Here is a 20,018-nt window from a genome sequence, read left to right as displayed (position 1 = left end):
TTCAGTAGCGCTGTGAATTACTCAATAGTCTCGTCCAGCGCAACACTATTGATTGATTTCGTGATTACGAATTATCGGCTATGTGTTCAACAGCGACGGTAATCCGATAGAGAAGATATACTGAAAATAGCCCGAGAACGACCCCGAACACCTGTATTATCACTCCTAACATTTCAAATCCCATTCCAACGACGAAACCGAAAATGACGAGAAGGCTCACGATAGCTGCATGTGGAATCATTTCATTCTGGCCACTATTACTGGACATACATTTGAAGTAAAACTCTAAACACAAGAAAGTATAGGGCTGTTTGGCTTTACGTTCATCATATTCCTTTCTCATCTCTGCCTGGGAATTTTTGGGAGCTGCTGGAGAGAGAACGATGCGTAGTCCCTTTCTTACCTATTTTGACCGAGCAGTTTCACAGCTAGTGGTAACACTTGGTACGAGGCCCGCAGTTGCCGGGCGAACGATGCGCTGTGGGTGGCGCAGGCCGGTGAACACCGAACCAATAAAGGTGAGCGGTTCCGTCTGCTGGCACATGACGACGACGCTCGGAACGGCGAGCGCGGATCCCGGTGAGATCGATACGGGCCGTCTCGAGGTCGGGGAAACCAGAGACGGCAGCCCGTTCGGTCTCCCAGTCGCCGTGATCAACGGCGAACGGTCGGGGAAGACGCTCTACATACAGGCGGCGAGTGACGGCGACGAACTCAACGGTGTCGGCGTTGTCCAGCGACTCGTCCCGCAACTCGATCCGACGGAACTCGCGGGCACAATTTTGATCGTCGGGATCGTCAACTATCACGCGTTTCAGGTCGCCCAACACCGCAATCCGATCGACGACACGAAGATGAACCGCGCCTACCCAGGTACCGAAACCGGAACCTCGAGCGAACGGATCGCCCACGTGACCTTCGAGACGGCGATGCGAGCGGATCTCGTGTTGGACCTCCACCAGGGCTCGACGAGTCGGATGATCGACGAGGTTCGCGTCCGCTGTGGCAAACGCCATCGACTCCACTCGTCGTGTCTCGAGTTGGCCAAGGTGTTCGGCTGTGGCTACATTCTCGACCAGAAAGGACCGGAAGGCCAACTCGCTCGTGCCGCGCCCGACGAAGGCGTGCCGACCGTCGACCCCGAACTCGGCGGGGCCGTCGGCTGGGACGAGACGAGCATCCAGAAGGGTGTCGAAGGAATCTTCAACGTGCTCACGTACTACGACTTCCTCGAGGGAAGCGTCGACCCGTCCCCGCAGACGCGCGCTCGCGGATTCGAACAGTACGGTGCCTCGTGTGGCGGTCTCATCTCCTTTCAGGTGGAACTGGGCGAGCGCGTCCAGCGCGGCGAGACGCTCTTCGAAGTGACGACGCCCTTCGGCGAACCGAAGACGACGGTGAGCGCAGACAGCGACGGCATCCTCTGGCGAACGCGCCGACTGCCACAGGTCGCGACGGGAGAGTACGTCTGCTCGGTCGCCACCGACATCGACGAGCACTAACATGCCGGCTGATCTCATCTGCCCGGCCTGCGAGCGTGTCTACGACGCGGGACCAGCAGAACCGTGGCGCTGTGCGTGTGGCCACGCCCTCGAGTTCACCGAACGGCCCCATCCGGAGGGCGATCCGCTTCCCTTGCACAACCTCGACACCAGCGACGGACTCTGGACGTTCCACGAGTTCCTGCCCATCGAGAAACACGTCACCTTCCACGAGGGCTTTACGCCCCTCGTCGACGCCCCCGAGTGGGACGCGCAGTTCAAACTCGAGTACGTCTTTCCGACGGGGTCGTTCAAGGATCGCGGAGCTACGACGACGCTCTCTCGAGCCGTCGAACTCGGCGTCGAGAAGGTCGTCGAGGACTCTTCGGGCAACGCCGGCGCTGCGATCGCGACGTACGCGGCCCGTGCGGGTATCGACGCCGACATCTACGTGCCGGCGGACGTCACGCAATCGAAGCTGATGACGATTCAGCGCGCCGACGCCCGTCCGGTTCGGATCGAGGGGAGCCGCCAGGACGTGACCGAAGCCTGTATCGACGCCGTCGAGAGCGGGGCCCAAAGCGCCTCGAGAACTGAGAGCGGGAACGCCCCCCGACAGACCGACGCGGGCTGGTACGCCAGCCACGCCTGGAATCCGGCCTTTTACGCGGGGACGATGACATTCGCGTTCGAAATCGCCGCCCAACGTGGCTGGAGCGTACCGGATGCCATCGTTCTCCCGATCGGCCACGGCACGCTCTTTCTCGGTGCGTATCGTGGGTTCTCGTTGCTCGCCGAAGCGGGAATCGTCGACCGAATGCCCCAATTGTTCGGCGCACAGGCTGCCGGACACGCGCCGATCGTCGACGAACTCGGCTGGGAACCGGCCGACGAAGACGATTTCGAAACCGACATCGCCGACGGCATCCAGATCGCGGAACCCGCCCGCAAAGACGAAATTCTCGAGGCCATCGAGGCGACTGACGGCGACGCGATCGCCCTCGGTGCGGATCCGATCGAGAGCGCCCTCGATCGACTCCACCGTAACGGGTTCTACGTCGAACCGACCTGTGCGGTCGCCCCTGCAGCGCTCGAGGAGTATCGGGAACTCGGGCTAGTGGATTCCGACGCGGACGTCGTCGTCCCGCTGACGGGAAGCGGATTGAAAACGCTTTGATACCCTCGGCTCCGACAGGGTGAACAGATGGTCAGCCGCCCTGCTCGCTTCTGTCCGCGTTGCGGTGGATCCCTCGAGACGACCTCGTTCGACGGCCGCGAACGCGCGCGCTGTTCGACGTGCGAGGAGATTATCTGGCACAATCCGGTCCCCTGTGCGAGCGTCGCCGTCGTCGATCGATCGAGACCCGACCCCGCGGTACTGTGCGTCGAACGCGACGTGCCGCCGGGAGTCGGCGAGTGGACGCTCCCCGGCGGGCACATGGAAATCGGCGAGGACCCCGCCGTGGCTGCCGTCCGCGAACTCGAGGAAGAAACCGGCGTCAGGCTCGACCCCGACGCGCTCTCGCTGCTCGAGGCGACGGCGTTCCCGCCTCGGGAGGGCAAACACGTCGTGACGATCCACTACGTGGCCGACGCGTCCGAAGCACGCGGCGAACCGACGGCCGGCAGCGACGCGCGCTCGGCCCGGTTCTGGTCGCCTGCGGCATTTGACGACACGGCCGAAACGTTCCGGCCGATTCACGAACAGCGGTTTCGCGAGGCCGTCGCCAGCGACGATTTCTCGAGTTCTCGGTGAGGTGGTCTCGGAGTCTCTGGAAACCTGACGGGGGCTCGGCGCAGTTCGACTCGGTATCAAGGGATTCATTATCGGCCCGTCCGAGAATCGGACGATGAGTATACCGTCGTTCGCCATCGGAATCGCCGGCGGGACGGGGGCGGGGAAGACGACCGTCTCGCGAACCGTCGCGGAGACGGTCGGCGAAGCCGTCACCCGCATTCCGCTCGATAACTACTATCAGGATCTCTCGCACATGCCCTTCGAGGAGCGAGCGGACGTCAACTACGACCACCCCTCGGCCTTCGAGTGGGAACTGCTTCGCGAGCAACTGAACGACCTGCTCATGGGCCAATCGGTCGAGATGCCACAGTACGATTTCGAGATTCACAACCGAAAGGACGAACGCGTCACCGTCGAGCCAACGGACGTGATCGTCCTCGAGGGAATCCTTTCGCTGTACGACGAGGAGATCCTCGACATGCTCGATCTGCGCGTCTATGTAATGACCGACGCCGACGTTCGAATCCTCCGCCGGATCGAACGCGACGTCATCGACCGCGGCCGCAACCTCGAGGGCGTCATCCAGCAGTACTTGGGAACGGTCAAACCGATGCACGAACAGTTCGTCGAACCGACGAAAAAGAGTGCGGACGTGATTATCCCCGAAGGTGCGAACCGGGTGGCCGTCGACTTGTTGACCGAGAAGGTCCAGGCCGAACTGACCGACGACGGCGTGGAACGCGAGGCTGGCGTCGATCCCGAGTTGTCGTTCAACAGCCCGACGACGGAGTGATTCCCGTCACGCGGGCCCGTCGACGGCTCCCTCTTGTGTCCGAACGGACGAACCCGACATTCCTTTACTCCAGCCCTGAATACGGGCGGGTATGTTCCTCTCTTTGCGCGCGGAAGTCGAAGCCGCCCTCGAGGACGCGCTGTCGTCACTCGAGTACCCGACCGACGACCTCGGGATCGAAGAACCGCCGGACGACGTCGAGAGCGTCCTCGCCTCGAGCGTTGCCTTCCGACTCGCCAGTGAAGCCGGCGCACCGCCGCCACAGGTCGCCGGCGAACTCGCCGAGGAAATCGACACCGACGAGTTGACGTACGTCTCTGCGATCCAGACGCAAGGCCCCTATCTCAACTTCCTGCCGAGTGACGCTTACTTCGCGACGACGCTCGAGACGGCGACCGAGGAGTCCTACGGGCGACTCGAGGACCGAGAGACGTCCGTCGTCGTCGAGCACACGAGCGCGAACCCGACCGGACCCGTTCACGTCGGTCGCGCGCGGAACCCGATCGTCGGTGACGCCGTTGCCTCCCTCCTCGACTTCGCGGGCTACGACGTCGACCGACACTACTACGTCAACGACGCGGGCCGCCAGATGGCCGTCTTCACTTGGGCCTACGAAACCTTCGACGAGGACGACCTCGAGGGCGAGCCGGAACGCGACCGCATCGAGTACGACCTCGTGCGCTACTACCGCAGGGGCAACGCCTTCCTCGAGAACGCACCCGAGGACGAGGTCGCCGAGGCGGAAGCCGAAATCGGGTCGATCATGCAGGGTCTCGAGAAGGGCGAGGAGGAAGCCTACGAGCGCGTCAGCGAGGTCGTCGATCAGGTTCTCTCGGGGATGAAAGCCTGCCTCGCGCGCCTCCCAGCCGAGTTCGACGAGTTCGTCAAGGAGACGAGGTTCATGCGAAACGGCGACACCGACGACCTCGTCGAACGCCTCGAGAATCTCGACGAAGCGGTCTACGAGGAAGACGCCTGGCAACTCGAACTCGAGGACCACGGCATCGACAAGAACCTCGTTTTCCTTCGCTCGGATGGCACCTCGCTGTACGCGACCCGTGACCTCGCCCACCACGAGTGGAAGTTCGACAACTACGACGAGGCCGTGACCGTCCTCGGCGAGGACCACAAGCTGCAAGCGAGGCAACTGCGGACGACCCTCGAGTTACTCGGCAACGACACCGACGACCTCCAGCAGGTGCTCTACTCCTACGTCAACCTGCCGGAAGGGAAGATGAGCACCCGTCGAGGTACCGGCGTTGACTTAGACGACCTCCTCGACGAGGCCATCGACCGCGCCCGCCAGGAAGTCGAGGACCGACTCGACGAGCGCATCCGCGACGACGACCTCTCCGAGGACGACATCGATCGAATCGCCCACCAGGTCGGTATCGGTGCCGTTCGCTACGACATCGTCTCGAAACAGCCGACGAAAGCGATCACCTTCGAGTGGGAGCAAGCCCTCGACTTCGAAGCCCAGTCCGCACCCTACGTGCAGTACGTCCACGCCCGAACCTGCGGTATTCTCGAGGAAGCGGGACTCGATCCCGAGCGCGCGCTCGCGACCCAGGACGTCGAACTCGAGGCACTCGAGGCCGACGCCCTCGAGACCGACGCCGAACGCGACTTACTCGAGACCATCGCTCGATTCCCCGCCGTCGTCGAGGAAGCCGCGGACGACCTCGAGCCCCACCAGATCGCGACGTACACGCGGGAGTTCGCCGACCGGTTCAACGGCTTCTACCGGGAGTGTCCCGTGCTCGCCGACGACGTCGATCCCGAGACTCGCGAGGCTCGACTCGCGCTCGTGGCGGCGTCGAAACACACCGTCGCGAACGCGCTGTCGATTCTCGGCGTCGAGGCTCCGCGCTCGATGTAACTGTCGGTTGACCCGTCGGACTCTCTACTGGTGACGGTCGTCCACAAAAATCCGGTGTCGAACAGCGACCGATTACCTGAGACGCCGGTGTTACTCGGCTGTCTCTTCGACCTTCTCGAAGAACTCGTCTTCGGAGAGTTCGTCCTCGAGGAAGCTCACGACCCACTCGACGTCGACGAACAGCGAGACGACTTTCGCCCCGTCGTGTTCGGCGATCCACTCGATCGTGTCGATTTCCGCGACGAACGCTTCGATGTCGTCGATCGCGTCGTCGTGTTTACCCGCGAGCGGTTCGAGTTCGTCGATCAACTCCTGGTAGTCGGTGAGGTCTGTTTCGACGAGGACCTGCACCGTGTCGTCTTTCTTCTCGATGGACGTGATCGACAGCGCGTCGCTGTCGATATCCAACTTCGAGCCGTCGAACCCGGGAACGTCGTCCGTTCCGTTCCCGTTCGACCCGTTGTCATCGCCGTTGTCACTACCACCGTCGTCGGACCCGCCATCGTCGCTCGAGTCGTCGTCTGACCCGCCACTGGTTTCCGAACAGCCAGCGAGTGCGGTTGCCAATGCTGCGCCACTGCCGAGGAGGATTTTACGTCGCTCCATGTTCGAGGGATCGGTATCGGGTATGATTAGTAATCAGCTCGTTACTGTCTTGCAATAAAGTGAATCGTTGCGAGACAGACAGCGGACCGTGAACGATCTATCTGAACCCGCTGTAGCCACTATTCGGACGGTCCTGAACGGAGTGTGCGCGAAGTAATGGAGGTGAAACGATCGTTCCACACGACTTTCCCACGTTTCAGATGTTCACTGAAACACGAGTTTCCGGGGGTTTCTCGAGTGAATGCGGCACGCAGGAACCGCCTACGGTGGTGATTCGACGATCGTCCGACGTCGGTACGCTTTCGCGAGGTGATCCAGCGAGACGGCGCTCCGGCCGACCGCGGGCGTTACGAGTCGGATTCGGCTTCCGTGATCGCACTCGAGACGTCGTCGTGTGCGGCCTCGCGATTGCCCGACTCGCCGGTCGCCGGTTCGGCCGTCGTCGGTTCGTCTTCGTCGCCGTCGCTCGAGTCGTCGTCCGCATCATCGTCTACTCCGCTCGAGTCGTCGGACGCGTCGGCATCCGCTTCACTCGAGTCGGCGGGTGCGTCCGCCTCGTCGGTATCGTCCGCTTCGTCGGTACCGTCCTCAGAGTCGGTCGTGTCGCCTTCGTTCGCCGTCTGCGTCGCGGGTTCGGGAACCTTGATTCCGACCAGTTGCGCCGCGAGTCGACGGTAGGCGGTCGCGGCGGGCCCCTCTGAACTGTAGACGACCAGCGGCGTTCCCGCGTAGACGCTCTCTCGAGCGGACGGATCCTCCGGAACGGTCGCGAGCAACGGCGTTTCGAGACGGGCGGCGATTTCGTCGTGGGAGACGTCGCTATCCGGGCGCGTGCGAGTGAGAACGAGTCCGGCGACGTCGCCGCCGGATCGCTCGGTCAACTCGAGGGTTTTCTTCGCGTCGTGGACGGCGGCGGGTTCGGGCGTCGAAAGCAGGATGACGGTGTCGGCGAGCCCCAGGGGAAGGACGGTTTCGTGGCTGATACCGGCACCGACGTCGAGGAAGACGTAGTCGAACTCCTCGCGAAGCTCCGAGACGACGTCGCGAAGCCCTTCGGGCGAGATATCTGCGTATTCGGAGAGTCCGGTTCCACTCGGCACGGCGACGATGTCGTCCGTAATCTCGTACGTCGCGTCCTCGAGGGGCGCGTCGTCAGCGAGAACGTCGTGTAACGTCGTCGAGTCGGCCGAGAGACTGACGAAGCCGGCGAGGTTCGCCATCCCGAGATCCGTGTCGACGATGGCGACGCGTTCGCCTGCCTGGGCGAGCGCCGTCCCGAGATTCACCGTTGTTGTCGTTTTTCCGACGCCACCCTTGCCACTCGCGATCGCATAAACCGTCTCCTGAGACATACTGAATACTGTCCGGACAGTCACACGGGAGCACCGTGAATCTTACCCCATCACGCTGACTATCTCAGCCGTCGGACTAATCACTCGAAAATACTGTCCCGATCGCCGACGGCGCACACGGTGGGACTCGAGTGGCTGCCGTTTCCTTCGATCCCGACAGACGGTACCACGTTAGCGGCTGTGTCAAAGGATTCTTACCCACAGCACCGTTTTGTACGGACAATGAGCCAGGAGGGCGAGCAGGAGCAATCCGACCGGAAAAAATACGAGTTCCGGAAGGTCATCGAGGATCTCAAGGACTTCGACGGCTCCGGGACACAGCTCGTAACGATCTACGTGCCCGACGATAGACAGATCAGTGACGTCGTCCAACACGTCACGCAAGAACACAGCGAGGCGGCCAACATCAAGTCCAAGCAGACCCGGACGGCTGTCCAGGACGCGCTGACAAGCATCAAAGACAGACTGCGTTACTACGACACCTACCCGCCGGAGAACGGACTGGTGTTGTTCTCCGGTGCCGTCGACTCCGGCGGCGGCCGCACCGAGATGGTGACGAACGTCTTAGAGAGCCCGCCACAGCCCGTCGAGTCCTTCCGCTATCACTGTGACTCGGACTTCCTGACGGAGCCACTCGAAGAGATGCTCGCCGACAAGGGCCTCTACGGACTCGTCGTCCTCGACCGACGCGAAGCCAACGTCGGCTGGCTGAAGGGAAAACGTATCGAGCCCGTCAAATCCGCCTCCTCGCTCGTCCCCGGTAAGCAGCGAAAGGGTGGCCAGTCCGCCCAGCGATTCGCCCGACTGCGCCTCGAGGCCATTGACAACTTCTATCAGGAGGTTGCAGGGATGGCGAACGATCTCTTCGTCCCGCGCCGACACGAACTCGACGGCATCCTCGTCGGCGGTCCCTCCCCGACGAAAGACGAGTTCCTCGACGGCGACTACCTCCACCACGAGATTCAGGACAACGTGATCGGCAAGTTCGACGTCGCCTACACGGACGAGTCCGGCCTGAAGGACCTCGTCGATAACGCCGAGGACGCCTTGGCCGACGCCGAGGTGATGAAGGACAAAAAGCAGATGGAGGAGTTCTTCGAGGAGCTCAACGCGGGCGACCGCGCGACCTACGGTTTCGCGCAGACGCGGCGCAACCTGATGATGGGTGCCGTCGACCGACTTCTCATCAGCGAGGACCTCCGGAAGGACGCCATCACCTACGACTGCGGGGAGTGTGGCAACACCGACTACGAGGTGATCGACCGCCGTAAGTCGACGCCCGAGCACACCTGCAACGACTGTGGAAGTGAGGTTGAGGCGACCGACGAGGACCGAGAGGACGCCATCGATCACCTCATCGAAATCGCCGAACAACGGGGCACGGAGACGAAGTTCATCTCGACGGACTTCGAGAAGGGCGAACAACTCTACAACGCCTTCGGCGGCTTCGCCGGTTTGCTTCGCTACAGCACCGGCGTCTAATCACTCGCTCCGCTCTCGACCGTTTACACCCGCTCCGCTCTCGACCGTTTACACCCGCTCGAGGATGGATCAACCCTCGTGAAGCCCGGAGTAACGTCGTATTACTCACTCGAGACGCCCCTCAGAGGGTTCCCCGCAGAATAACCTCGGTGTCGGTAATTTCGTCGATACTCCCCTCGTCGAGTGGGTGGGCCTCGTCACTTCGGGTTCCCCAGCCGAGTTTCGCTTTGAGCGTGTCCACGACGCCCGAGTTCGGCTCGACGTAGCCGTATCCGTCTCGAACGTCGACGAGTCGGCCGACGGTCGTCCCGTCGGCGTTGACCACCCGTTTTCCTTCGTCGGCTTTCGTCAGCGTCTCGTCGGTCATTCTCTGAGACCGGATCGTGCACCCAGCCGAACGGTCTCCGAGACGGCCACTCGGCATGGTGTGCACGACACCCGATATCGGTCGCATGGATGCGTGGCTAATAAACCGATAAAATCGTTCCCTCCTTCCAGACGATAGTTACGGCTCCTTCCGCCGACGGCCCCCGAGTAGGCTGACCTTACTCCACATTGGCCGACTACTCGCTCGATGACACTCGAGCACAACAGAAGGGTTATGGCGGTAGTCACGTATTACCACTCGATCAATGGACGAAGCGCCCTCCCTCACCGAATCGTTCGACGACCCGCGGATCACGCCCCAGTTTTGTCGGCGTGTCACCGGATCGTCGGGCGACTACCTCCTCCTCGGTGTCGTCCACGACCACCCCGCGAGCGTCGCCCGCGTCACGACTATCCTCGAGTCCGTCGAACCGGAGACGGTCGCACTCGAGTTACCCGCCGCCGCGGTGCCCCTGTATCGAGCGTACGCTCGAGACGGCTCCGACGACGTCCCGCCGCAGTTCGGCGGCGAGATGAGCGCGGCGATTCGGGCCGCGCCGGCGAACTCGGTCGTCGGCATCGACGCGCCGAACTGGTCGTTCCTGCGCCGACTCGTGACGCGATTAGTCGCCGACCGCGTCTCGGCCGCGACGGCCCGACGCGTCATCTCGAGTCTCGGCGGCGCGACGCGGGACGTGTTGACCTGTCGCGTCGCCGCGACGTTGACCAACGCGACCTCGATCACCGTCGCCTGTGACGACCCCATCGAGTACGAGTGCACGCACGAGGACACGCCGGAGCGACAGGCGTCCCACGAGCGTTCACACGTCAGCGGCGTGCAGGCCCTCCTCAGAAGCGTTTCCACCGAGGGAAGCGCCCTCTCCTACCGCGACGAGACCCGCGAGCGCTGTATGGTCGACCGACTCGAGGAGTTGCGCGCGAGCGAAGACGGCGACCTCGTCGCCGTCGTCGGCGTCGATCACCTCGAGCGCCTCGCGGACGCACTCGAGTCCTGAGAGCGCTACCGAGTTTTGCTCCCGATTCGGTCTCAGCGCCGAAGCATCGAGATACAGTTCCAACAGAAGGTAAACGTCTGATCGGCTTCGTTTCGCGCCCCACAATGTGGACAGCGCATCGTTTCGCCGTCGAACTCGAGGTCGCACTCTTCCTCGAGGTCGTCCGGGTCGTCGAGGTCGTCGGCCCTCCTGGGGTAGCGATCCGGGCCGGACGACCTGTGGGGACTCGTTCGATTCGGGTCGGCGAACGACGGCGACCCGGCGCGCTCGTCGCTGTCACTCTTGACGTAGACGTAGTACAGTAGCAGGTGCAAGAGGGTGAACAGCACGACGTATCCGATGAGCCAGCCCCAGAGCTCCATCACTGTGTGATATGGTCTCAAGCCACTTGGATATTCCCTGAATCACGAGACAGAGAGTGTCCAAACGGTCGAAATGAGGTTGCAACTAGCTACCGGGCGACGGCGAGTCGACGCTCGAGGGTTCCTACTCCGGCGTCGAGAGGTCGCGGCCGAATTCGTCGAAAACGGTTAGCTCTTCGGGGAGGTCGTACTCGAGTCGTCGCTCCTCCTGTCGATTGATGCCGGCTTCCTCGATTGGTGTCGCAACGTCTTCCCAGCCGGGTTTGATTTTGGCGCTCTTGGCGGGCGCGCCGATTGCGATGTGGTGGGCGGGGATGTCGTGTTGGACGATGCCTCGAGCGCCGACGATGGCGTTTTCGCCGACGGTACAGCCCGCCCGGACCATCGAGTCGTAGGTGAGTCGAACGTCGTCTTCGACGGTCGTGTGGTAGTTTCGCACCTCGGTCTGGTCGACGACGTCGTGATCGTGGCTGTAGATGTGCACGCCGTCGGAAATCGAAACGCGATCGCCGATGGTCAACTTCCCGCGGTCGTCCAGGTGGACGTCGTCGTGGACGACCGTGTTGTCGCCGATCGTGATGTTGTGGCCGTAGGTGAACGAGATTCCTTTGAAGAATCGGCAGCCGTCGCCACACTCCTCGAAGAGGTGGTCGGCGAGCATCCGTCGGAACCGGAGGGCGAACTCGACGTTGTCCGCGATCGGTAGGCTGTCGAACTGGCGCCAGAGCCACTGGAGGTGCTTCGAGCGGCGGAATTGTGCCTCGTCTTTTTCGGCGTAGTACTCGCTCTCGAGGGTCGTGTTACAGGGGTCGTAACTCTGGAGTCGAATGCGTTCGGCCGTCGAGACGGACTCGCCGGCTTGCCAGCGTTCGTAGGCCTCGCGATCGCCCGAGAGATCGATGAGGACGTCTTCGACGACAGAACAGGTGTCTTCCTCGCCTGCCAGACGCTGGTCGACCTCGCTGATGAACTCGCGCATTCCCGCCTCCGCCTCGTCGGGGAGCGAGACGTACCGCTTTGTCATATGCCGTGGTATTGGCCGCAGTATTGATAGTGGTTCGGTTGTGTGCTCGCCTTGCCGATCCTTATCCTCTGTATAAGCACAGTTTTCGCCGGCTCTCTGACCAGATACGCTTTCGACCCCATCGCGTGCAGCCCCGCGACGTAGCGTTCACAGGTTCACAGCCCCCGGACTCGTCTCGAGGGGGTTCGACGGTGCCGTCGCCGATACCGGCCGATGGCTGGTCGAAGCGCTTTCAGACGTGTCCGTGTTCCACACCGACTTTCACCGTCGATCTCACGCCGTGACCCCTGCCGAAGGCGTCGACACGTTTCCAACACTCGTCGTGCTCCTCGCCGAGTGCGACGCGCTCGAGCGCCTCGAGACGCCCCGTTGCATTCGACTGCGAGACTGGAGTATTTCGCCGTTGTGGCGGCGCTCTGGGAGGAAACCCGCCGAAAATTCACGACGTGCTCTGGCTGGGACAGGTGACCGTCCGCCGGGGAAGACTGTCGGCGCGACCCGGGAAAATTCTCAACCCCCCGTCTGCCGTAGCTCCGGCAGACGCGTGCCGTGCTATCTCAACACGGGAGGAAAGTTCGATGAGCGAAACGCACCACCACGATCCGGCGGGTATCGATCCCGAGTACGACCACCGAAGGGAGAGCGGCGTCGACGAGGGCCGACTCGAGGCCGCGCTCGCGGAGTACGCGCTCGGTCGCGACGACCACGAGAACGCACCGGCGTTCGTTATTCGCCCGGACGACGTCCAGGAGGTACTGGAACGCTTGCGCGACGAGGCCGGATTCGACCACCTCTCGTGTGTCACGCCACAGGAGTACGAAGATCGCTACGAGTCGATCTACCACGTGACGAAGTACGACGAGCGAACGCACGAGGTGACGCTGATCGCACAGCTCCCACGGCACGACCCCGTCTGTCAGAGCGCTGAACCCGTGTTTCGAACGGCGGATTGGCACGAGCGAGAGGCGTTCGACCTCGTGGGAATCGAGTACGAGGGTCACCCCGATCCGCGTCGAATCCTGCTCCCCGAATCCTGGCAGGGCCACCCGTTGTCCCTCGAGTACGATCAGAACAAACCGCAAGTCGTCCGATTCGCGGAACACGTCAACCCGGTCCAGCCCGACCACCGCGTCGCCGAGAGCGACACGATGTTACTAAACATCGGGCCCCACCACCCGGCGACGCACGGCGTACTCCACCTCAAGGCGACGCTGGACGGCGAGACGGTCGCCGACGTCGATCCCGACATCGGCTACCTCCACCGCTGTGAGGAACAGATGTGCCAGCAGGGGACCTACCGTCACCAGATCATTCCGTACGCGGATCGCTGGGATTACACGGCGAACCTGCCTAACGAGTGGGCGGTCGCCCGGGCGATCGAAGACATCGCCGACCTCGAGGTGCCCGAATACGCCCAGATCCTTCGGACGATGTCGACCGAACTCACTCGGATGCTCGGTCACTTCCTCGCGCTCGGGACGTTCGCACTCGACGTCTACGGCGACTTCACGGCCATCTTCCAGTACGCGTTCCGGGATCGAGAGGTCGTCCAGGACATCATGGAAGACCTCACCGGCCAGCGGATGATGTTCTACTACTTCCGTCTGGGCGGCGTCGCCTGGGACCTTCCCGAACCCCGTGAAGCGTTTTTCGAGAAGACGCGGGACTTCCTCGACGAACTGCCCGCGAAAGTCGACGAGTACCACGACCTGCTCACCGGCAACGAAATCTTCCAAATCCGGACGATCGACACCGGCATTCTCGAGCCTGATGTCGCCAAATCCTACGGCTGTACCGGGCCCGTCGCCCGCGGCTCGGGCATCGACTACGACCTCCGACGCGACGACCCCTACGGCTACTACGATCATCTCGAGTGGGACGTGGTCACCGAGGACGGCTGTGACAACTACAGTCGCGTCCTCGTCCGAATGCGCGAGGTCGAAGAGTCGGCCAAGATCGTCGAGCAGTGTCTCGACGTGCTCGAGGCCTGGCCCGAAGACGAGCGGGAGGTCCAGAGCAACGTCCCGCGAACGCTCAAACCCGACGCTGGGAAGGAAACCTATCGCGCGGTCGAGATTCCCAAGGGTGAACTCGGTATCTACATCCGTGCCGACGGCTCGAACTCGCCGGCACGGTTCAAGATTCGAAGCCCCTGTTTCCACAACCTCTCTGCGTTGCCCGAGATGGCAGAAGGCGAGTACGTTGCGGATCTCATCGCCTCGCTCGGCAGTCTGGATATCGTGCTCGGAAGCGTCGACCGCTGACCACCGTCCGCTGATTGGCTCACTGGCTTGAACGCAGAGATTCGGACCACGACTCTGGGGACACGTTTTCGGCATTCGTTCCGGTCTGCGTGTCGTGAGCGATCGGAAGCGACGTGTTCTCTTTCTCGATCTGAAGTCTGTCGACTCGCGTTATCATGTGCGGCAATACCTGTATATTTCAGTGTCATTCTGTCGTAGGTAGCAGTAATATGCCGATTGTTATCATAGATAGGTCCGATACGTTGCCGCAACCTTGTCGTAGATAGAAGAGAATATTTCCTGTATCTGCGACGGAATCGATAACAGTTAACTGCAACCGTCGCGCGAACAGAGATATGTCGATCGATAGCCTGTGGTCGCCCGTCGACAACGTGACGGATCGCTGGAGCGCGCTCGAGCGTGATTGGCAGAGCGTTTTCATCGGGGTTGCTATCGTCGTGCTGGTCGGTGCGTTCGAACTCCCGATTCCGTGGTGACGCGATGAACGTCAGTCGGCTGGCCCCGGGATTGGTGGCTCTCTGTCTCGGCGCGATCGTCGCTCGAGTGCTCGCCGTTTCGTTCGGAGTAAATCACCTCTTGCTCGCGATCGCACTCGGATTCGTTGCGACGAACGTGGTCGGAATTCCCGATCGACTCGAGCCAGGAATCGCGACGCACAAGGTGTGGCTGGGTGCCGGAATCGTCCTCATGGGCGCGTCGATCTCGCTCGAGACCGTCCTCGAAGTTGGCGGCCCTATTCTGGTTATCGTCGTCGGAGTGACCGCTGGGACGTTGCTCGTCGTCGAACTTCTCGCGCGCAACGTGTTCGGGTTGACCGATCGAATGGGATCGCTGCTCGCAGCCGGTGCCAGCATCTGTGGGGTTTCAGCGGTCGTCGCGGTCGCCGGTGCCGTTCGTGCCCGCGAAGAACAGATCGCGTACGCGGCCGCGACGGTCCTGTTGTTCGACGCGATCACGATCGTCGTCTATCCGATCATCGGCGATCTGTTGGATCTCTCGAGTGTCGTCTTTGGGACGTGGGCCGGAGTCACGATGTTCTCGACGGGTCCGGTCGTCGCCGTGGGGTTCGCGCATTCCGACGCGGCCGGCCAGTGGGCGACGATGACGAAACTGTCACGAAACGCGCTGATCGGCGTGGTCGTCCTCGCGTACGCGAGTTACTACGCTCGCCACGTCGGCGGCGGTCGTCCCTCGGTCCGGACCCTCTGGGACGAGTTTCCGAAGTTCGTCCTCGGGTTCCTCGCGCTCGCACTCCTCGCGAGCGCGGGCGTGCTTTCCGCTGGCCAACTGAACTCGATCGAGAACGCCTACAACTGGCTGTTCGTCCTCGCGTTCGTCGGCCTCGGAACGGAAATCAGACTCGCTGACCTTCGCAATACCGGCGTGACACCCGCGCTCGTCGTCCTCGTTGCGTTCTTCCTCAGCAGCCTCGCGTCGCTCGCAGTGTTGGTGGCGCTGTTTTAGTCGGCGACGAATGCAACTCCTGCAGCCGTTCGATTCAACTCACTGGTCGTTGGCCCTCGATGGTCGATCGTTGCCACTCGAGTCGCTATGGCCGAACCCGCCCGGTTCGCCGATTTCGAGAGCCTATCGAGTACGCCTTCGGAGTCGTCGTTCGACTCCTCGATTAGGTTGTTTTAGGTACCGGTAAAACTGTCATCTATCGTGAGATCGAAATCGGCCTCGTGACGGTCTGAAACGCCGACTCAGGACCTGTTCTGTCGAATTATCGGTCTCCGCTCGACCGTTCGTGGTGGCGCTGATCTGAGTCGACTCTAACTGGATCCGACCGGGTCTCTCTCGAGCGTATTTGCGTGAGTAGTTTCTCGAGCAAATTATGGTAGTGATCAGCACTCACGGGGGCGCAAATGTTGCTGGTATCGTGTTGTACACCGCAGAATTGCTGGGTAGAGAGGTCCTACAAGGGACTAGCTAATACGGTGGGGTACGCATGGAACGAGACTACTCGCGAAGATCTGTATTAGGAATTCTTGGAAGCGGATCGGTTGCTGCGATGGCCGGCTGTCTCTCTGGCTCTAGCACTGATGTCAATATCTCCGGCGGTGTCGGACCGCGAATGGCCGTCGAAACGTGGGCGGACCTCTACAACGACGAACACGACGTGTCGTTCGACGTCGGTGGCGGTGGAACCGGTGTGGGCGTCTCCGAGGTCCTCGAGAATCAAGTCGATATCGCGATGATGGGCCGGACCCCCGATGAAGACGAGATCGATCAGGGACTGTTCGCCGTCCCGATGCTCATCGACACCGTCGTCGGCACAGTCCACGAGGACAACCCGATCATCGACGAGATCCAGGAACGAGGACTCACCCGCGAAGATATGGAGGCAATCTTCACGAAAGAGACCGAGAACTGGGGTGACGTCTACGACGACGTCGACGCCGACGAAGATATCACCGTCTACGGTCGGTCGGACGCCTCTGCAGCGTATCAGAAGTGGGGTGACTTCCTCGGCGGGGAAGACGACTATCACACCGAGAACGAACTCGAGAGCCTCTCTGATGGAAATCACGACGGTGACTCGGCGGTTCAAGAGGCGATCGCCAACAACGAGAACGCCGTTTCACTGAACAACATCAACTACGTCTACGACCTCGACAGCGGCGAACTCGAGGGTGCCATCCGGCCCATCCCTCTCGATCAGGACGGTGACGGACTCTCCGACGAGGAGGACTTCTACGGGAACCGCGAGGAGTTCCTCGACGCCGTCGAGGAGGGCGAGTATCCGATGCCGCCGGCGCGGGAGATGTTCCTGGCTTCGGACGGCCAGTTCGAGGACGAGGCGTACGACTTCGTCGAGTGGGTTCTGTCCGACGGCCAGGAGTACGTTCGCGACAGCGGGTACGTTCCGCTCGAAGAGGACCGTCTCGAGGAGGCACAGCAGACGCTCGAAGAGGGTCCCTGATCTGAACGATGGCAGAATCAACGGAATCGGCCGAGTCGAACCAAACGGGGGGTCGCTTCTCCAAGCGACTCCGACGCGAACGACTGAGCAGCGCTTGGTTCACCGTCGCTGGCTACTTCGCGATCGGTATATTCGTGCTGATCGTCGTGACGATGATTTACCAGTCGCTGCCACTGTTAGAGGAGTTTTCGATCGCCCAGATGGTGTCGTCCTCGAACTGGAACCCCGACCAGAACGAGTTCGGATTCCTGCCCGCAATCGTCGGCACGGTGTACGTGAGCATTCTTACAATGGTCATGGGAACGCCGATCGCGATTCTCACCGCGATCTACCTCGCCGAGTACGCCGAGGGGCGGATGAAGACCCTCGTCGGCTCGTTCATCGACGTGCTCGCGGCCATCCCGAGCGTCATCTTCGGGCTGGTCGCCCTGTTCGCCGTCGTTCCGTTCGTTGGCAACCACCTGGCTCCGGCTTTCGGCTCGAGCGCCACCGGTCAGGGAATTTTCACCGTCAGTCTGGTCATGTCGATCATCGTGACGCCGTTTATGATCTCGCTGTCCGTCGAGTCCCTGGAGGCGCTCCCGGACGAACTCCGCGAGACTTCACTCGGCGTCGGCGCGACCAAGTGGGAGACGATCAGAACGGTACTGCTTCGAGCCGCCGGGCCGGGGATTTTCTCGGCCGTCTTGCTCGGGTTCGGACGCGTCTTCGGCGCAACGATCGTCCCCGCGATGCTCATCGGGGGACAGACGCACATTCCCGACTCGCCGTTCGCGACGGGCCAGACCCTCCCGACGCTGATCGTCAACGACTTCGGTGAACTGATGAGCCTGCCACTGAACCAGTCGGCGCTGATCTTCGTCGGCGTCATGTTGCTCGTCGTCGTCTGGCTGTTCAACTTCAGCGCCATGCTTATCCGACGGCGGCTCAGACGGAGGTGGCAGTACTGATGGACCGTTACGCCAAGCAGCGCCTCATCGGCCTCCTCGCCCGAGGCGCAACTGCCATCGTCGTCAGCGTGATGGTGTTCGTCGTCGGCGTGACGATCTACAGGGGTGCGCGTATCCTCCTCACCGACCCGTCGATCGTCGTCACGCCGCCGGGTTCACAGTACACGCTCCAGGCGGAGGGCGGCTTCCTCCACGCGATCGTGGGGAGCGTCTTCATCGTGATCCCGGCGACGATCGTCTCGACGATACTGGCGATCTCGACCGCAATTTACCTCCAGAGCGACTACTCGAGCGAACGGTTCTCCGACCTGGCGAACATGTTCCTCAACGTGCTCTGGGGGACCCCACCGATCGTCTACGGGGTGTTCGTCCTGACCATCATCTTCACGGTCGGCGCTCGACAGAGCCTGTTGTTCGGGATCATCGCGATCGCGATTTTCCAGTATCCGATCATGACTCGCTACACCGACGAGGCGTTGCGATCTGCGCCGGATACGGTGAAAGAGGCCTCTTACGGGCTCGGATCGACGAGATTCGAAACTGCACGGATGACGGTCCGCTCGGCGCTTCCGGGTGTTATCGCCGGCGTCATCATGGGCTTTGCTCGTGGTATCGGTGACGCTGCAACCGTCTTGTTCACGGCTGGGCGAAGCACGAACATGCCGGGAGGTCCGATGGACGGCGCGACGACGCTCCCCATTCTCATCTACGAGAACGCGACGTCGCCGAACGACGAACTCGTGGCGCAGGCGTACGCGGCGTCGTTCCTGCTCATCGTCGTCGTCCTCGCGCTGATCGCCATCTCGAAGGTACTGGCGGGACGGTTCGCTCGGTACACACCAGGAGGAAGACACTCATGACCTCGAAACCAGCACTCACCACAAACGAACTCAGCGTAACGTACACCGGGAACGAGGACGTCGAGGCGTTGAAGAACGTCTCGCTCGAGTTCCCCTCGAACCAGTTGACGGCCATCATCGGCCCGTCGGGATGTGGCAAGTCGACGCTGCTGAAATCGCTCAATCGACTCCACGAGATTCAACCGAACGTCGACATCGACGGTGACGTCTACCTCGGCGAGGAGCCGATCTACGACACCGACGAACCGGCACCGGAGATCCGTCGGCGGATCGGCTACGTTCCGCAGACGCCGACCGCGCTTCCGCTTTCGATCTACGACAACGTCGCCTACGGTGCGAAGATCCACGGCAATTACGAGGACAAAGACGAACTCGACGACATCGTCGAGAGCTACCTGCGGAAAGTGAACCTCTGGGACGAGGTAAAAGACCGGCTGAGCACACCCGGTGCGGAGCTGTCGACCGGCCAGATCCAGCGACTCTGTCTCGCCCGTTCGCTGGCCGTCGAACCGGAGGTGTTGCTCTGTGACGAGGTCACCTCAGCACTCGATCCCGTCTCGGCCGAAACCGTCGAGGAAACCCTCGCCGACCTCAAAGAGGAGTACACGATCATCATGGTCACCCACAGTATGGATCAGGCGAAACGACTCGCCGACGACGTCGTCTTCCTCTACCTCGGGGACCTCATCGAGGCGAACGACACTCGATCGTTCTTCGAGAACCCACAGAACGAGCGGACCAAGGAGTTCGTCAAAGGTCACACGGCAGTCGAGTACGACGATTCCGAAGACGAGACAGACTCGAACACGAAAGTGGACACCCCAACGGCCGAGTAGTCCCGCAGCCGCGTGCACTTCCTCCCCGTCTTGACGCGTTCATTTTCCGATTTCTGGATTTCACGGACCAGAACCCAGCTTTC

General features: G+C 61.8%; 20 protein-coding genes. 14 read left to right on the top strand and 6 right to left on the bottom strand.

The genetic code is table 11. The annotated features are described in order from the left end of the window. Nucleotides 1–64 precede the first annotated feature (64 nt). On the bottom strand, nt 65–268 hold the full coding sequence (locus BB347_RS10685; RefSeq protein ID WP_139327007.1) for a hypothetical protein: 204 nt from the start codon (nt 266–268) through the stop codon (nt 65–67). Nucleotides 269–542: 274 nt separating this feature from the next. Here BB347_RS10685 and BB347_RS10680 point away from each other — a divergent pair, with 274 nt between their 5' ends. From BB347_RS10680 to argS, 5 genes are all read left to right on the top strand, one after another. Beyond that, on the top strand, nt 543–1,502 hold the full coding sequence (locus tag BB347_RS10680; protein WP_076581300.1) for a succinylglutamate desuccinylase/aspartoacylase family protein: 960 nt from the start codon (nt 543–545) through the stop codon (nt 1,500–1,502). A gap of 1 nt (nt 1,503) precedes the next feature. Further along, nucleotides 1,504–2,658 (top strand): pyridoxal-phosphate dependent enzyme, encoded by a 1,155-nt coding sequence (locus tag BB347_RS10675; RefSeq protein WP_076581298.1) that lies wholly within the window; start codon nt 1,504–1,506, stop codon nt 2,656–2,658. 27 nt (nt 2,659–2,685) lie between these two features. After that, the gene (locus BB347_RS10670; protein ID WP_076581296.1) at nt 2,686–3,237 is read left to right on the top strand and encodes an NUDIX domain-containing protein; all 552 of its coding nucleotides are present in this window, start codon (nt 2,686–2,688) and stop codon (nt 3,235–3,237) included. Between the two features lie 94 nt (nt 3,238–3,331). Further along, entirely contained in the window at nt 3,332–4,012 is a 681-nt protein-coding gene (gene udk / locus BB347_RS10665; RefSeq protein ID WP_076581294.1) for a uridine kinase, read from the top strand. A gap of 91 nt (nt 4,013–4,103) precedes the next feature. Next, nucleotides 4,104–5,891, top strand: coding sequence for an arginine--tRNA ligase (argS, locus tag BB347_RS10660; protein WP_076581292.1), 1,788 nt, complete (start codon nt 4,104–4,106; stop codon nt 5,889–5,891). A 90-nt stretch (nt 5,892–5,981) separates the two neighbouring features. Here the strand turns inward: argS and BB347_RS10655 are convergent, their stop codons facing one another. Next, nucleotides 5,982–6,497 (bottom strand): hypothetical protein, encoded by a 516-nt coding sequence (locus BB347_RS10655; RefSeq protein ID WP_076581290.1) that lies wholly within the window; start codon nt 6,495–6,497, stop codon nt 5,982–5,984. 347 nt (nt 6,498–6,844) lie between these two features. Continuing rightward, nucleotides 6,845–7,849 (bottom strand): cell division ATPase MinD, encoded by a 1,005-nt coding sequence (gene minD / locus BB347_RS10650; protein WP_076581288.1) that lies wholly within the window; start codon nt 7,847–7,849, stop codon nt 6,845–6,847. Between the two features lie 222 nt (nt 7,850–8,071). On the opposite strand from minD, the gene prf1 reads away from it, so the two are divergent. Further along, nucleotides 8,072–9,331, top strand: a complete 1,260-nt coding sequence (prf1, locus tag BB347_RS10645) for a peptide chain release factor aRF-1 (RefSeq protein WP_076581286.1) — start codon at nt 8,072–8,074, stop codon at nt 9,329–9,331. 121 nt (nt 9,332–9,452) lie between these two features. Here the strand turns inward: prf1 and BB347_RS10640 are convergent, their stop codons facing one another. Then, nucleotides 9,453–9,698: a hypothetical protein gene (locus tag BB347_RS10640; RefSeq protein WP_076581284.1), complete on the bottom strand. Its 246-nt coding sequence runs from the start codon at nt 9,696–9,698 to the stop codon at nt 9,453–9,455. A 265-nt stretch (nt 9,699–9,963) separates the two neighbouring features. On the opposite strand from BB347_RS10640, the gene BB347_RS10635 reads away from it, so the two are divergent. Continuing rightward, entirely contained in the window at nt 9,964–10,713 is a 750-nt protein-coding gene (locus BB347_RS10635; protein ID WP_076581282.1) for a hypothetical protein, read from the top strand. A 32-nt stretch (nt 10,714–10,745) separates the two neighbouring features. Here BB347_RS10635 and BB347_RS10630 read toward each other — a convergent pair whose 3' ends face one another. Both BB347_RS10630 and BB347_RS10625 read right to left on the bottom strand, forming a co-directional pair. Next, entirely contained in the window at nt 10,746–11,075 is a 330-nt protein-coding gene (locus BB347_RS10630) for a DUF7577 domain-containing protein (protein ID WP_076581280.1), read from the bottom strand. 124 nt (nt 11,076–11,199) lie between these two features. Next, on the bottom strand, nt 11,200–12,099 hold the full coding sequence (locus tag BB347_RS10625; protein ID WP_076581278.1) for an acyltransferase: 900 nt from the start codon (nt 12,097–12,099) through the stop codon (nt 11,200–11,202). A 578-nt stretch (nt 12,100–12,677) separates the two neighbouring features. Between BB347_RS10625 and BB347_RS10620 the strand changes: the two genes are divergently transcribed. The 7 genes from BB347_RS10620 (at nt 12,678) to BB347_RS10595 (ending at nt 19,935) form a co-directional block, all read left to right on the top strand. After that, a complete protein-coding gene (locus BB347_RS10620) occupies nt 12,678–14,363 on the top strand; it encodes an NADH-quinone oxidoreductase subunit D (protein WP_076581276.1) in 1,686 nt (561 codons plus the stop codon). A 335-nt stretch (nt 14,364–14,698) separates the two neighbouring features. Beyond that, entirely contained in the window at nt 14,699–14,839 is a 141-nt protein-coding gene (locus BB347_RS19315) for a hypothetical protein (protein ID WP_168170947.1), read from the top strand. A 4-nt stretch (nt 14,840–14,843) separates the two neighbouring features. Continuing rightward, nucleotides 14,844–15,827, top strand: a complete 984-nt coding sequence (locus tag BB347_RS10615; protein ID WP_076581274.1) for a YeiH family protein — start codon at nt 14,844–14,846, stop codon at nt 15,825–15,827. 487 nt (nt 15,828–16,314) lie between these two features. Next, a complete protein-coding gene (locus BB347_RS10610; RefSeq protein ID WP_076581272.1) occupies nt 16,315–17,289 on the top strand; it encodes a PstS family phosphate ABC transporter substrate-binding protein in 975 nt (324 codons plus the stop codon). Nucleotides 17,290–17,297: 8 nt separating this feature from the next. After that, nucleotides 17,298–18,239 carry a phosphate ABC transporter permease subunit PstC gene (gene pstC, locus BB347_RS10605; RefSeq protein WP_076581270.1) on the top strand — a complete coding sequence of 314 codons (942 nt, stop codon included), beginning with the start codon at nt 17,298–17,300 and terminating at the stop codon, nt 18,237–18,239. Then, nucleotides 18,239–19,099 carry a PstA family ABC transporter permease gene (locus tag BB347_RS10600; protein WP_076581268.1) on the top strand — a complete coding sequence of 287 codons (861 nt, stop codon included), beginning with the start codon at nt 18,239–18,241 and terminating at the stop codon, nt 19,097–19,099. Before pstC ends, BB347_RS10600 begins: the two co-directional genes overlap by 1 nt. Continuing rightward, on the top strand, nt 19,096–19,935 hold the full coding sequence (locus tag BB347_RS10595; protein ID WP_076581266.1) for a phosphate ABC transporter ATP-binding protein: 840 nt from the start codon (nt 19,096–19,098) through the stop codon (nt 19,933–19,935). The genes BB347_RS10600 and BB347_RS10595 overlap by 4 nt, the downstream gene beginning before the upstream one ends. The last annotated feature ends 83 nt before the right edge of the window (nt 19,936–20,018 follow it).

The organism is Natronorubrum daqingense (assembly GCF_001971705.1).
Lineage (GTDB): Archaea > Halobacteriota > Halobacteria > Halobacteriales > Natrialbaceae > Natronorubrum > Natronorubrum daqingense.
This window is presented reverse-complemented; position numbering and strand designations above follow the sequence as displayed.

Bases quoted from the DNA above. Each gene is read 5' to 3' on its own strand.
- BB347_RS10685 (WP_139327007.1), bottom strand. From the start codon at position 268: ATGTCCAGTAATAGTGGCCAGAATGAAATGATTCCACATGCAGCTATC.
- BB347_RS10680 (WP_076581300.1), top strand. From the start codon at position 543: ATGACGACGACGCTCGGAACGGCGAGCGCGGATCCCGGTGAGATCGAT.
- BB347_RS10675 (WP_076581298.1), top strand. From the start codon at position 1,504: ATGCCGGCTGATCTCATCTGCCCGGCCTGCGAGCGTGTCTACGACGCG.
- BB347_RS10670 (WP_076581296.1), top strand. From the start codon at position 2,686: ATGGTCAGCCGCCCTGCTCGCTTCTGTCCGCGTTGCGGTGGATCCCTC.
- udk (WP_076581294.1), top strand. From the start codon at position 3,332: ATGAGTATACCGTCGTTCGCCATCGGAATCGCCGGCGGGACGGGGGCG.
- argS (WP_076581292.1), top strand. From the start codon at position 4,104: ATGTTCCTCTCTTTGCGCGCGGAAGTCGAAGCCGCCCTCGAGGACGCG.
- BB347_RS10655 (WP_076581290.1), bottom strand. From the start codon at position 6,497: ATGGAGCGACGTAAAATCCTCCTCGGCAGTGGCGCAGCATTGGCAACC.
- minD (WP_076581288.1), bottom strand. From the start codon at position 7,849: ATGTCTCAGGAGACGGTTTATGCGATCGCGAGTGGCAAGGGTGGCGTC.
- prf1 (WP_076581286.1), top strand. From the start codon at position 8,072: ATGAGCCAGGAGGGCGAGCAGGAGCAATCCGACCGGAAAAAATACGAG.
- BB347_RS10640 (WP_076581284.1), bottom strand. From the start codon at position 9,698: ATGACCGACGAGACGCTGACGAAAGCCGACGAAGGAAAACGGGTGGTC.
- BB347_RS10635 (WP_076581282.1), top strand. From the start codon at position 9,964: ATGGACGAAGCGCCCTCCCTCACCGAATCGTTCGACGACCCGCGGATC.
- BB347_RS10630 (WP_076581280.1), bottom strand. From the start codon at position 11,075: ATGGAGCTCTGGGGCTGGCTCATCGGATACGTCGTGCTGTTCACCCTC.
- BB347_RS10625 (WP_076581278.1), bottom strand. From the start codon at position 12,099: ATGACAAAGCGGTACGTCTCGCTCCCCGACGAGGCGGAGGCGGGAATG.
- BB347_RS10620 (WP_076581276.1), top strand. From the start codon at position 12,678: ATGAGCGAAACGCACCACCACGATCCGGCGGGTATCGATCCCGAGTAC.
- BB347_RS19315 (WP_168170947.1), top strand. From the start codon at position 14,699: ATGTCGATCGATAGCCTGTGGTCGCCCGTCGACAACGTGACGGATCGC.
- BB347_RS10615 (WP_076581274.1), top strand. From the start codon at position 14,844: ATGAACGTCAGTCGGCTGGCCCCGGGATTGGTGGCTCTCTGTCTCGGC.
- BB347_RS10610 (WP_076581272.1), top strand. From the start codon at position 16,315: ATGGAACGAGACTACTCGCGAAGATCTGTATTAGGAATTCTTGGAAGC.
- pstC (WP_076581270.1), top strand. From the start codon at position 17,298: ATGGCAGAATCAACGGAATCGGCCGAGTCGAACCAAACGGGGGGTCGC.
- BB347_RS10600 (WP_076581268.1), top strand. From the start codon at position 18,239: ATGGACCGTTACGCCAAGCAGCGCCTCATCGGCCTCCTCGCCCGAGGC.
- BB347_RS10595 (WP_076581266.1), top strand. From the start codon at position 19,096: ATGACCTCGAAACCAGCACTCACCACAAACGAACTCAGCGTAACGTAC.